The organism is Flavivirga abyssicola (genome assembly GCF_030540775.2).
Lineage (GTDB): Bacteria > Bacteroidota > Bacteroidia > Flavobacteriales > Flavobacteriaceae > Flavivirga > Flavivirga abyssicola.
The window spans coordinates 3,865,240-3,880,443 of the sequence record NZ_CP141266.1; the positions used below are offsets into that span (position 1 = coordinate 3,865,240).

Annotated in this window: 3 protein-coding genes; 2 read left to right on the top strand and 1 reads right to left on the bottom strand. The window is 36.5% G+C overall.

Annotated features, from left to right (window positions below; translation table 11 throughout):
• Positions 1-17 precede the first annotated feature (17 nt).
• Together Q4Q34_RS16205 and Q4Q34_RS16210 are read left to right on the top strand one after the other, a co-directional pair.
• A complete protein-coding gene (locus Q4Q34_RS16205) occupies positions 18-13,199 on the top strand; it encodes a T9SS type B sorting domain-containing protein (protein WP_303315151.1) in 13,182 nt (4,393 codons plus the stop codon).
• A 33-nt stretch (positions 13,200-13,232) separates the two neighbouring features.
• Positions 13,233-14,222 (top strand): PorP/SprF family type IX secretion system membrane protein, encoded by a 990-nt coding sequence (locus Q4Q34_RS16210; protein WP_303315150.1) that lies wholly within the window; start codon positions 13,233-13,235, stop codon positions 14,220-14,222.
• Between the two features lie 82 nt (positions 14,223-14,304).
• Here Q4Q34_RS16210 and Q4Q34_RS16215 read toward each other — a convergent pair whose 3' ends face one another.
• A complete protein-coding gene (locus Q4Q34_RS16215; RefSeq protein WP_303315148.1) occupies positions 14,305-15,141 on the bottom strand; it encodes a carboxypeptidase-like regulatory domain-containing protein in 837 nt (278 codons plus the stop codon).
• Between the last annotated feature and the right edge of the window lie 63 nt (positions 15,142-15,204).

The window sequence follows — 15,204 nt, forward strand, 5'->3', positions numbered from 1 at the left end:
GTCAAATATAAACTATTATGAAAAAACCTACTACTTTAAAAAAAGAACTAATTGTGTTGCTGATACTACTATTCAGCATACAATTATTTGCTCAAAATCAAGTGCCCTTCACACCCAGATTTAATCAAGATTTGAAAGGTGATATCATATTGATAGGTAATAATATTTTGGGACCAAATAACAATGATTTCAATAATAATTCGACATATAACGATGAGGTTAATATGCGATATATTGACATTGATTCTGATGGAACCACGTTTAGTTCATCGAGTGCGGATTTACAAATCCCTATTAATCCTCATATCCCACCCGCAGCTAATGATTGTTATGAAATTGTACATGCCGGCCTATATTGGAGTGCCGTTACTGATGGTGCAGAGCCTATTAATACTGTGAAATTAAGGGGACCAACCGGTGGATATAATGATATTACTGGAACCGTTATTTTCAATGCAGGAAGCACATCGGTAGATGGGGGTAATAGTTTTCCATATGCATGTTATGCAGATGTAACAAATATTATAAGGGCGTTAGGTACCGATCAAGGAACATATACTGTGGCTAATGTATCGTCATCTCAAGGTCAAACAGAACTTTTTGGTAACTTCACAGGAAACTCAGCTGGGTGGTCTTTATTTATAGTTTATCAAAACCCGTCATTACCAGGTAAATCCATAACTAGTTTTGATGGTTTTAGTACTATTACAAGAAGTACTCCCGGATTAGATGTTACGGTTTCAGGGTTTAGAACCGTACCAGCACCTGCTCCAGTTAGAGCGAATTTCGCATTTGCTGCTTTAGAAGGAGATAAGCCAATTACTGGTGACCGATTAATAATTAATGGAACCAGGTTGTCTGACCTGAATCGAGATCAAAATAACTTTTTCAACAGTTCAGTAACAGGGCCACCGGTCAGAGTTCCTAATAGTAGTAATGCCTTAGGGTTTGATACGGGTATATTAGCCGTACCTAATCCAGCTAATGCCGTTATTAATAATGATGACACAAGTGCTACAGTACGTTTAGAAACAGGTAGAGATACATATTTCCCATATTTCTTCGCCTTTGCGGTAGATATTATTGCCCCTAACATGGTGCTCACTAAGACCGTTGAGGATGAATTTGGAAATAACATTGGAGGCGGATTAGTAGATCTCGGAGATGAATTAAACTATGTAATAGGTTTTCAAAATACAGGAAACGATGATGCTACGGGACTAACCATTAGAGATGTACTTCCGACTAATATTGAATTTAATTACCCAGCCGATATGGGTTTATTGCCTCCAGGGCTAACGGTTCAAAGTTATAATCCAGCAACGCGAGAGCTTATTTTTGCTGTAGATGATTCTGTAATAGAGGAAAATGATCCTGTACTGGAAATCCGTTTTAAAGTTACAGTAGTAAGAGAATGTAGTTTACTGAATGATGCCTGTGATAATATTGTAAGTAATCAAGCTTTTTCAACTTATAGAGGTACTTTAAATCCTTTGTTTGTTATTTCAGATGATCCAAGTTTCAGCACCAATACAGGTTGTCTGTTAATACCTGGGGCTACTAACTTTATTGCCGATATTGATTGTACGTTTGAAGAAGACGTGATTCTTTGTGGCGATAATGTGGTATTAACGGCAGGAGACGATTACGATTCATATTTGTGGTCTACTGGAGAAACAACACAATCTATAACAGTTACAGCTCCAGGAACGTATACTGTTCGTAATACAGCGACGGCACCTTGTCAATCTATCGACCAGATTTTTAATGTAATTACTTATGGAGCAGGAGTTCCGAATCCAGTGATTCCATTTGCAGATCAGGTCGTTGTATGTCCTGATGATGGAACAGAATTGCCAAACATTTTTATGTGTGGTGCTTCCGATACAACATTTATTGATACAAATATTACTGATGCTAACTCAATAATTTGGCAAAGACTGGACGAATCAAGCTGTACAGCAGTTGCAGATATAAGATGTCCCAATGTGGAGGCAACTTGTACATGGAATACAGTACAAACCGGACCAGATTATTTAGTAGACACGGCTGGACAATACCGATTAACATTAAATTATACAGGTGGTTGTTTTAATGAGTATTACTTTAATGTTTATGAAAATGTATTACTGCCAACTGCAACATCAAATGATATTATTTGTACAACACCAGGAGAAATAGTTGTAGCAGATGTGCCTTCTGGCTATGAGTATAGTATTGACAATGTGAATTTTCAACCTAGCAATGTTTTTTCTATTACTACGGCAGGTATCTATACCGTTTATATTAGACAGATAGGAGTTACACCTAACCCTTGTGTCTTCACGATACCAGATATTCAAATAAGAGAAAGAAATTTTACTGTTACAACAGACATCACACAACCCTTATGTCATAACGGACAGGGAAGTGTCTTAGTAGCTGCTAATGATGTGCGTCCACAATATTATTTTTCAATTTCCCAAGGAGCTACATTAATAAATAGTGTAGGTCCTATTGTAGCAAGTGATTATACATTTCCTAACTTAAATCCGGGAACATATACTATAGACGTTACTACAGACGATGGTTGTGTATTTAATGGCGATATAGATATAATAAACCCAACATTGTTGGAAGCTACAGCGGCTTTAACAAGTCCTTTAACTTGTACCGATGGAGAAATTACTGTGTATCCTGTTGGAGGAACATCACCTTATTTCTATTTTGTAAATAGTACAACGGTATTCCAAACACTACCACAAATACCAGTTACAGCAGCAGGAACATATGATATTAGAGTTGTAGATTCTAACAACTGTTTTGTAGATATATCAATAGATGTAGATGCTATTCAACCTCCTGCTTATACTGTTTCTAAGACGGATATTTTATGTGCAGGTACTGGAAACGTTGGAGAAATAGATATTAATGTTACGAATGCTAACGGAAATACATTACGATATAGTATCGATAATGGAGCGACATATTCCAATTCACCTGTTTTCACAGGACTTGCAGTTGGAAGTTATGAAGTATTAGTTGAATATACTTCCGGAACAGATGTGTGTGTCACGGCACCACAAACTATAGATATCATAGAACTTTCTGCAATTACAGGAACAGCGACGTTAACAACTCCATATACGTGTACTACAAATGGAGAAATAACGGTTTCAGGGGTTTCTGGAGGAACTGCACCTTATTCATATAGTATTGATGGAATAAATTTTCAACCAGGGCTTACATTTACAGGATTAACAGATGGTTCATATACAGTAACAATAAGAGATGCTAATAATTGTACGTTTACAGCTCCGGCTATAGATATTAATCCATTAGATCCACCAACAAATTTAACTTTTAGTAATACAGCTTTAACTTGTCCAACAAATGAATCTGATGTTACAATTACAACAACTACAGGAGGAACAGCTCCTTTAGAATATAGAATAATAGCACCAGCCCCGTCTGTAACAGGATATCAAAGCTCGATCACTTTTACTGGTTTAGCTCCAGCAATTTATACATTTGAAGTAAGAGATGCTAATAATTGTACTTATAGTGAATCTTATGAGATTGAGGCACTTCCTGCATTAACAGTAGTAGGAGCATTAGTAAATAATATTACTTGTTTTGGTGCTTCAGACGGAGCAGTTCGATTTACAGTTGCAGGAACAACAGGTTTTACTTATACTATTAATGGAGGAACTTCTACAGCTGGTACGTCACCTATTGATTTAACAGGATTGTCGGCTGGACCTTATGCAATTGTTGTTACGGACACAGCTACAAACTGTCAAGCAACAGCTTCTGTTACAGTAGATGCACCACCAGCAGCATTAAGTGTTACAGTAACTGAATCTCCTATTACCTGTCTTGCTGATGGTAGTGTTATTATTAATGCCGTAGGCGGTTGGGGAGGAAATTCATATACACTAACACAACCAGATACAACTGTTTTAGGACCGCAAGGAAGTAATACTTTTGGAGGTTTAACACAAGCAGGAACTTATACAGCGACTGTTACAGATTCAAATGGATGTACAGCGACAGATACATTTACTTTAAGTTTAACAACATTGCCAGTTGCTTCTATAGATGTGACATCAGACTTATGTTATGATACGACTAATGCAGCGACTCTAGTGGCAACAGTAACATCTGGGGGACAAGCTCCTTTTGAATATAATATTAATGGTGGCCCTTTTGGTTCTAGCAATACATTTACAGGTTTAACTCCTGGTAGCTATACCATCATAGTCAGAGATGCTTACGGTTGTCAAGTTACTTTGCCAGCGCAAACCATAGCCCCACAATTAACATTAAGTGCCGTTTTAACAAAAGACATAGATTGTTCTGCTGCACCTGATGCTTTAATTACAGGTAATGTTTCGGGAGGCACACCACCATACGAATATACAACCTCTTTTAATGGAGGGGCTTATAATCCATTGTCTACAGCAATAGCGGGAACAACATTTGTTAGAGCTGTAGCTTCTCCGGGAGATTATAGATTTAGAGTAACCGATGCACAAGGATGTCAGGTAGAATCTGGAGTTGTTACTGTAAATCCAGCAGTAAATCCAACAGCTACGGTAACCACAGTGAACCCAACTTGTAATGGCGGGGCAAATGGTTCTGTACAAATAACAGCCTCAGGTGGTGAAGGACCTTATGAGTATAGTTTTAACGGAAGCGCTTTTACAACAACATCATTTTATGATACATTAAGTGCTAGTATTGTTTATGCATACCAAGTGAGAGATAGTAAAGAGTGTCTTTTTAATGGTACAGTAACCTTAACAGAACCTGATGCTTTAGCAGCAACACATGCGGTAACACCATTTAGTTGTAGTGCTACAAATACAAGCCAACCAGCTACGATAACTGTAACTGCTACAGATGGAACAGCACCTTACCAATTTAGTTTTAACGGATCTGGTTATAGTGCTACCAACACATTTAATGTGAACGATGATGGTACAAACCAAACTATTCCATATTCAGTAAGAGATAATCAAGGATGTATTTTTAATAGTTCTGTAACAATAAATGCACTAAATCCACCAATGGCTGGTACTATTACTAGTACACCTGTAACATGTATAAATACAACAAGTACGGCAACAGTAACACCAGCAGTAGGAACAGGAGTAGGAGCATTGACTTATGAAATAACCTTACCAGCAGCTTTTGTAGCTTCAAATGGAACGGGTATTTTTCCAGGGTTAGATCCAGATATTACTTATACTTTTAGAGTGACAGATGCAGATGGATGTTATTATACAGAAACACATAGAATAGAACCAGTTGTAAACATAGCAGTTACAGGAGCATTAGTAAATGATGTAAGCTGTAATGGTGGTACAGATGGTGCTGTAACTTTTACAGTTTCTAATTTTGCTACCACATATAGTTATACTATTAATGGTGTGTTACCAGCAACAACAGGTCAATCGGCAGTAACAATTCCTTTAACATTGTTACCTGCAGGAGATCAGGTGATCGTTGTAACAGATGAAACCACTGGATGTACAGACACGTTTACTGTACCAGTTAGTGAACCAGCAGCTGCTTTAGGACTTAGTGCCACATCAACAAATGTATTTTGTACGAATGATAATTCACAAATTACAGTTACAGCAACAGATGGCACGCCAAATTATACGTATGCTGCGGTTATTACAGGAGCTGGAGCTCCTGCAATTGGAGCATATAGTAGTGGTAATGTTATAACAGTCGATACAAATTCGGCGGCAGATTTAGTTTGGGATGTATATGTAAGAGATGCTAATGATTGTATAGAAATGACTACGGTTACTATTGTTAGCGATCCATTACCAACAGTAAGTACACCAGCTTTAGCATCTAATCAATGTAGCGTAACTTCTGGATTTACTTTTACAGCAACTCCAGGGGCAGGTGCAATTACACCGCTAACATATAGTATAGATGGAGGAACCTCTTATCAAACTAGTCCAACGTTTACAGTTAATGGACCAGGAACTTATACCGTAACTATTAGAGATGGTAATGGGTGTACAGCAACTAGTGCTACCACTACAGAAGTTTTTGCACCAGTTACAGCAGGTGCTATTTTAACAAAAGACTTAACATGTTCAGTACCACAAGAAGCAACCATGGATATAACAGTATCTGGAGGTAATACTCCTTACTCTTATAGAGCTAGTATAGGCGGCGTTGCTTATGCAGGACCACAAATACCAATTGTTGGATCAGCATTTACTTATACACCAGTTTCACTTGTTGGAACTACATATCAATTTGAAATTACTGATGCAAATGGTTGTACGGTAGAAACGAATATCATAACAACAAATACTGCGGTTAATCCGGTTATTACTAGTGTAACACAAACACAGTTTATTTCATGTTTTGGAGACCCGACAGCTGCTATTGATATTATTATTGATAATACAGTAGGCTTAGCGCCTTATACCATAAATGTTAATAATGATACAACAACCACAAATTATGGTACGCAGACTAGTGGACTGCCAGCAGGAAGTTATACTATAACTGTTACAGATGCTAATGGGTGTACAGATACTGATACTATTGCAATTAGTGAACCATCAGCTATTAATACTCTTTTTACAGCTGTTCCTATTACATGTTTTGGAGGCGGGTTATCAAGTGGATCGATTACCGTTGATGGTATAACTGGAGGTACAGCCCCTTATAATATTTTTGTTACAGGTACAGGTGCTTATTCTAATTCTGCACTTGGTGTTCCTGGTACGGCAGCAGTTCCTTTTACTGTAATTGATTTTGGATTATACCAAATTAGTGTTGTAGATGCTAATGGATGTACTCAGTTGATTCAAGATGTATTAGTAGCATCTCCTCCAACTGATTTAGATATAACTGTAAATACACTACCAACAATTTGTACTACAGGAGGAACAGCCGTGGTAACTATTGGGGGAACATTAACAGGAAACGGTCCATATCATTTTGCCATTTATACAGGACCAGGAATGACTTATTCGGCTCCAACTGCTGCTCCGTGGCAGGATGAAGATGCTTTTGGAAGTGAAACGTCAACATTTACAGGGTTATTACCAGGAGTAACTTATACGTTCATTATTTATGATGAATTTACACAATGTTATTATTTTGAAACATCAACTATTCCTATTCCAACAAACTCTACATTGACAACAACTGCAGTTGTTGAAAACAATATTACTTGTACCGGAAGTGCTGATGGAAATGTAAGCTTTGACATAAATAGTACTTATCTGGTTACTACCGATGTAACTTATACAGTATTTAATTCACTAACTCTAGCGACAACAGGTATTACCGGGTCTGGAACGGTTCCTGCTAGCGGGACATTATCAGTCTCTAATTTAGGACCATTACCAGTTGGGAATTATTTTGTTGTAGTTGAAGAAGATTTAGGAGCTACCAATGCAGGTTGTAGTGTTTCAACTACTACATTTAGCATCACAGAGTCAGCTGCCTTATTAACTATTAGTGCTGCAGTTTCAAAAAATGCAAATTGTAATGAATTAGGTACTATTACAGCTACAGCAGCGAATGGTACTGGACCATACGAATATCAAGCGGTAGTATCAGGAAGTCCTGTAGTGCCAGCTAATTGGGCTGCTGCTAATACATTTAATTTAGCAGGAACTACAACTTATGATATTTATGTAAGAGATGCTTACGGATGTGTTCAATTTGCTACACAAGTATTACCTACAGATCAACCACCTACTATAAGCCCAGTAGCTCAACAATGTTATACAGGAACTCCTATTAACATTACGCTATCTGGAACCGTATTTGTAGGTACAGCAGCATACAGTATTAATGGGGTTGCTGGTCCTTATCAGGCAAGCCCTAATTTTACAATTGCTTCACCTGGAACCTATACTTTAAGTATTCGTGATGATAACGGTTGTACTGCAACAACATCTTATGTTGTAGAGCCTCAATTATTACTTAATGCTAATATGACACAGGATTTAGAATGTCAAGGCGTTGATGCAAGTATTACGTTAACACCAACAGGCGGAGTAGGACCGTACACTCTTGAAGTGAGTTTTAATAGTGGAGGCTTTATTCCTGCCGTTTCTCCTTTTACAACAAGTGTTGCTGGAGATTATGTGTTTAGAGTTACAGATTCTCAGGGACCTCCTGGATGTCCGGCTTTATCTAATACTGTTACGGTAACACCAAGAACAACACCAACACTTACAGAAGTACATACAGATGTAACTTGTATAGGTGATACAGATGGTCGTATTGTAGTAACAGCATCTAATGGAATACCACCATATCAATACAGTAATGATAATGGAGTTACATTCCAGGCATCTAATGAATTTAGTGGATTAGCTCCGGCAACATATAACATTGTTGTGAGAGATAGTAAAAACTGTGATTCAGCAGCAACATCAGTAGTTATTGATGAACCTTTAGTGGTTACTTCAGGACCAGTTTTAACGCAAGGATTAACTTGTGGAACGGGTAATGCTGCTCAAGCCGCTACGATAACAATTAATGCAGGGGGAGGTACTCCACCGTATGTATATAGTTTTGATGGAGGTGTGAATTTTACGCCAGTAAATATTTTTACAACCACTACAGCAGGTCCAGTAAATACTATGGTTAGAGATAGTAGAGGATGTTTAAGTGCTGTGGTACCAATAAATATTCCAGCATTAGTGCCTCCAACAGATTTAGATTTTGTTGCTACACCAGTAACCTGTACAAATTTAACAAGCGATGTTACTTTAACTACAACTGGTGGTGTAGGTGTGTTAGCTTATGCTATTTTATCTCCGGCAAGTGCCACAGGAAATACTACAGGAGCTGCTTCTGGAGTTTTTACAGGATTAGCCCCAGATATCTATTTATTTGAAGTAACTGATGCTAACGGATGTACATATGAAGAATCATATACGGTAGAAGATGTAACAAACATTACAGTTTTAGGAGTGTTTGGTAACGATGTAACTTGTAATGGTACTCCAACTGGAGCAGGAAGTTTTACAGTTGGAAATTTTGCTGGAACATATAGTTATAGCATTAATGGAGCTGCAGCAGTGGTTGGTCAATCAGCTACAACAATTAATTTACCTCCATCAATTGCTGGAACCTATACAATCGTTGTAACAGACGAAACAACAGACTGTACTGCAACGGATTCAGTAGTGATCAATGAACCAGCTTTATTAACACTTACTGAAACAGGAAATATAAATGCGAATTGTAATGAAGATGCACAGGTAACTGTTGAAGCAAACTTTGGAACACCAGGTTATACATATGCCTTTGTTCAAGATGGCGTTGCGCCAGTCCCTGCAGATTTTACAAGTAATGCGACTGCGTTTTTAAATCCAGCTACAAACACAGATTGGGATGTTTGGGCACAAGATGCTAACGGATGTCAAGAACAAATAGATGTGACTATAGCTACAGATCCATTACCAACGGTAACTGCTGTGGTAGATAATCAGTGTACGGGAACATCGTCATTTACTATTACAGCAACACCGGGAGCGGGTGCAATAACACCATTAAGCTACAGTATTGATGGCGGTGTGTCTTATCAAACAAGTCCCGTATTTACGGTAAGTACAGCTGGAAGTTATATTGTAACTATTAGAGATGGAAACAATTGTACTGCCAATACTGTTGCGCCAATAGACGTTTTTGCACCACTTGCAGCAAATGCCACTTTAACTAAAGATTTAACATGTTCATTACCAACAGATGCTTCTATGGATATTGAAGTGCTTGGAGGAAACGGACCGTATTCTTATAGAGTTAGTATAGGAGGCGTAGCTTATGCAGGACCACAAATACCGTTTGCAGGAACTACATTTACTTATAACAACGCTACGGCAGATACATATCAGTTTGAAATTACTGATGCAAATAGTTGTACAACAGAAACAAATGTCATAACAACTAATGCTACAATACCTGTAACATTTACAACAACTGTAATTGATGTTAGTTGTAATAGTGGCAATGATGGTTCAATTACTGTAAACTTAGACCCAGGTAATGATAACCCAGTTTATACTTATGAGATTATTGCAGGACCTATTTTAAGACCTTCACAAACCTCAAATCTTTTTGAAGATTTAGTAGCTGGAGATTACACAGTAGAAGTAACTTCTGGTAAAGGATGTACTAATACTGCAGTTGTTCGAGTTGATGAGCCGTTAGCTTTAACGGTTTCAGGAACCGCAACGCCTTATACATGTGCACCAGATAACTCTGTAAACACAAGTACATTAACTATTAATGAAGGCGCAGGAACAGGAACCGCACCATATGCATATAGTATTGATGGTACAAATTATTTCACAACGAATACATTTGATATCATTGATACGGGTGTTCCGCAGACCATTAATATTTTTGTAAGAGATAATAATGGGTGTATTGAGAGCAATACTGTAAATATAGCACCATTACCAACGTTAACTGCTGCAACAGTAGCGGTAGCTACACCTATTGATTGTAATGGTACAGGTTCGGTTGATATAACTGTAACAGGAGGATCTGGTAACTTTACTTTTCAAATGTTGCCTAGTGGAACGCCACAAGCATCTAATATATTTAGTATAACTAATCCAGGAACTTACCATTTCCAAGTGAATGATTTAGATACTGGATGTACTATAGATGCATCATATGAAGTACTGCCTTTTGATACTATTGATGCAGTAATAAATACACCAACTCAAGTCACCTGTTTTACAGATAACAATGGTGGATTTGAACTTAATATAAGTGGTTATACAGGGCCTTATAATTATGATATATTAGATAGCACAGGAGCTTCAGTAAGAGGTCTTACAGCAGCTAATACATCAACAAACCCAGAACTGGTAACAGGATTAACAGGAGGTAATTACACCGTGGTAGTAACAGAAACGGCAAGCCCATTCTGTACTACAACATCGAATGTAATTACTATAGATTCTCCTGCCAGTGCATTAACATTGGTAGCAACAGAAACAGCAAATGTAACCTGCGATAATAATGTAGGTACTATTACTGCTGTAGCTAGTGGGGGAAGAACACCTTATGAGTATGAATTAACAGGAGCGGCTACGGTAGCATATTCTCCAAGCGGAATGTTTACAAATTTATCAGCAGGAGCTTATATAGTAAATGTAAGAGATGCTGGGGGTTGTATAGTTTCCGATCCAATTACTTTAAATATTCCAACACCGATTAATGCCACAGTAACGCCTAGTGCAAGCTTATTATCTTGTTTTGGTGATACAAATGGAACGATTACTGTAAATGCTACTGGCGGACAAGGAAGTAATTATTCTTATACGCTTAATATGGTTTCACCAATAGTAGCATCGTCAGGACCTCAAACAGATCCAGTATTTACAAATCTGGGTGCAGGAACTTATAATGTTACTGTAACTGATGGATATAATTGTGTGTTTAATTCGCCTAATGTTGTTATAAATGAGCCAACTCAAATACAAACAACTTTAGCAAAAGAGACCTCACAAACCTGTTTAACAAACGCTACATTAACATTAAGCGCTACAGGAGGAACAGGACCATATACGTATAGTGATACTCCAAATTTTGTTACGACACTAGGATCATTTGCTACATCGGTAACATTCCCAGTACCAGTAGGATCTCATGTTTATTATGTAAGAGATGCGAATGGCTGTAATGCAAATGTTTCTAATGAAATTATAATAGACCCACTACCAGCTTTAACAGTTGATTTGGATTCTGTTAATATAAATTGTGCCGGTGATAACACAGGTGTTATAACCGCAACAGCTCAAGGTGGTTTAGGAAATTATGTTTATACGTTGCAGGATACGTCTGGAAATGATATAACTCCAGTGACTCAAAATACACCAGGTGTTTTCACCGAACTTGTTGCTGGAAGTTACCAAGTAAGAGTAGAAAGTCTGGATTGTTTAATCACTTCTGCAAGAATCGACATTGTTGAACCTGCACAGCCATTAATCGCAGATTTTGTAACAACAGAATTAACTTGTCCAGGTGCTGATGATGGTATATTACAAATAAATGCGTCTGGTGGTACAGGATTGATTAGATATGCTATTTCACCAAGATTAGATCAGTTTTTCGAAACATCTACATTTGAAAACCTTGCTCCTGGTACGTATCAGGCCATTGCACAGGATGAATTAGGATGTTTTGTGTTTGATACTTTTACTATTGGTTCGCCAACTCCAGTATTAGTAAGTCTTGTCCCTGGTTCATTAATTCCTGAGGTTTGCGAGGGTGATGCAGATGGATCATTTAGCATTGATATTTCAGGAGGTAACTTACCATACAGTGTCGCTATAGATGATATAAATGGCACTTATGTGACTGGAACAGCTACTCAAACACAGTTCGATTTTGATAATCTAAGTGGAGGAGATCATATTGTATATGTTAGAGATGCTCGTAATTGTGAATCTGAATGGACTATCGCATTCCCGTCATCAGTAAGGATTAATCCTGAAGCTGCTGTTGAGTATGCTTGTACTGGAAATATAACAACAAATACCGTTACAATAACTGTAGATGCTAGTATAACTGATTTGACAGATCTGGATTACTCGTTAGATGGAGCACCATATCAAGCTAGCAATGTATTTGTAAATGTGCCGGCTGGATTAGACCATTATGTAGACGTAAGACATACAAATGGATGTATTCAAAGAACGGAAGGTTTTGATATTGATCAATCAGATCCATTAACTCTTGTTTTAGAAGATGGCGGATTAAATGAAATTGTTGCCGTAACTAATGGAGGATCAGAACCATACGAATACACGCTTAATGGTGAATCTTATGGCAGTACTAACACATTCCTTATTTATTCATCTGGAGATTATACTGTTACTGTAACAGACAGAAATGGTTGTATTGCTACAGTTACCAGATATTTTGAATATATAGATGTATGTATTTCGAATTATTTTACCCCTAACGGAGATAATGATCAAGACGAATGGGGGCCAGGTTGTACATCTCAATACAAAGATCTTACTTTCGATATTTTCGATAGATATGGTCGAGCCATAGCAACATTACGTGTTGGAGAAAAATGGGATGGTAAATATAATAATGCAGAGCTTCCAACTGGAGATTATTGGTATATATTAAAGCTTAATGATCCAAAAGATAATCGTGAATTTGTTGGACACTTTACACTTTATAGATAATGAAAATAAAGGATTATGATATTGAAATTTAAAATGATACGAATACAAAAATTATTTATATATATGTTTCTCTTGGTTATAGCTAACAGCTATAGCCAAGAGTTGCACTTACCTGTTTTAACACAATATTTGGCAGAAAATAATTTTGTAGTCTCTCCTGCATATGCAGGAATTGGAGATAATTTAAAGGTAAGGGCTAACGGATTAACACAGTGGGTTGGTATTAAGGATGCACCACAAAATCAATCCATTTATGCAGATTTTAGAATTGCAGATCGTTCTGGAATAGGCGTGTCTTTTTATAATGATAGTAATGGAAATACCATTCAAAAAGGTGCTAAATTTTCGTTTGCGCATCACCTTATTTTAGACTATTATGCTAAAATGTATTTATCATTTGGTATTTCTTATAACATTAATAGTTTTAGAATTGATGTTGATAAATTTGAAAACAACTCTCAAAATCCAATCACAAATATCCCAACGGACGATAGGGCAATTACAAATAACAACTTTGATGTTAGTGCCTTGTATAGGTTTAAAGGGTTTTTTATGAGCTTTAATGCTAATAATATTTTAGGTAAAGATTTTGATTTTGAGGAAACTATTAATGCTATAGAAGAGCCTAATTTACTTTTAAATTATCAAATTTATTCAGGATATACATTTAGAGGCCCAAAAAAGAGTGGTTTAGAATATGAGCCATCAATTTATTATCAATTATTCAGTAGTGATAGTAGATCAAGTACCGATATTAATTTTAAATTCAGAAAGTTTAATAGAAAAGAAGATTATTATTGGGCTGGGATATCCTATCGTTTTCTTAATGATCAGTTTTTTAAACCTTTAAATATAGGACCCATGATAGGTTTTAAGAAATCTATTTTCTATTTAGGATATGCGTATCAAATAACAACCAATAATTTGTCTAGTTTCAACTCAGGAACACATATGGTTACTATTGGATTAGACTTTTTACGAGGTATTAGTAACTGTCCATGTACACAAAGTCCAGTGCACTAATTAGTCATTAAACAATTAATAGTCTTTATTTCTAATTTATCTAGAGTAAATGCATCTATATGCTTTTTAGTTAACAGTAAAATTAATGGAATAAATTATAGAAAAAAGCCCCTAGTTTAGAGCGTTCTATGTCTCCATTTTTAATTTTTAACTTACGTTCCTTTGCTTGCCTTTTATAAAATTTAAAATAGTTATTTCTTCTTAATTTGTTTAATCGTTTTTTCTCTAACTCTTCTGGAGAACAAGTATAATTTGAGTTTCCAACTGCTCTACCAACTACAACGGTCATAATTTCGCCCGTAATGACTTCTTCTAATTCCAGTAAAATAACACGAGGCATTTTTTTATTAATTTCAATCTCTTTAGGCTTATATCCCAGATAGCTAACCTGTAATATGTCTCCTGTCTTAGCTTTAATAGAAAAATTACCATCAAAATCGCTCACAGTGCCTATTGTAGTTCCTTTAATCAAAATTACTGCGTCTGGTAAGGGTGTTTTACTTTTATCGATTATAGTCCCTTTAATTTCATTTCCTTTTTCCCTATTTATAGTATTCTGATTAACTTGTATATCCTTTTGCAGAGTATCTAATTGTACGATTTTTGGTCGCCCTTGTGAATATGAATATTCACTGGAAAACCCTAATATGGCAAATAGACCAGATGCCAGAAAAGATAAATAATTATTAGTTTCTTTTCTGCTATAAACCAAGTCTCTTTTTAATTGAGTTGATTTAAAACGACCACAAACATTAGAGTTTTCTGTAAATGTTTTAACAATATATTCATCGGTTTGCGAAGTGAAGTCAAAAACTGTTTTCTGGCAAACCTTACAATGCCTCCCTTTTTCTTCTGGAGTCATTTTGTTCCAATTCTCATGACATGGTTTTGGTATGTCTATCTTTATAACGTTTCTCATAGTTCAAAGATCTATAAGAAGTACATAAAATAAAACCCAAAATGAGTAAACACCTCTTTTTGT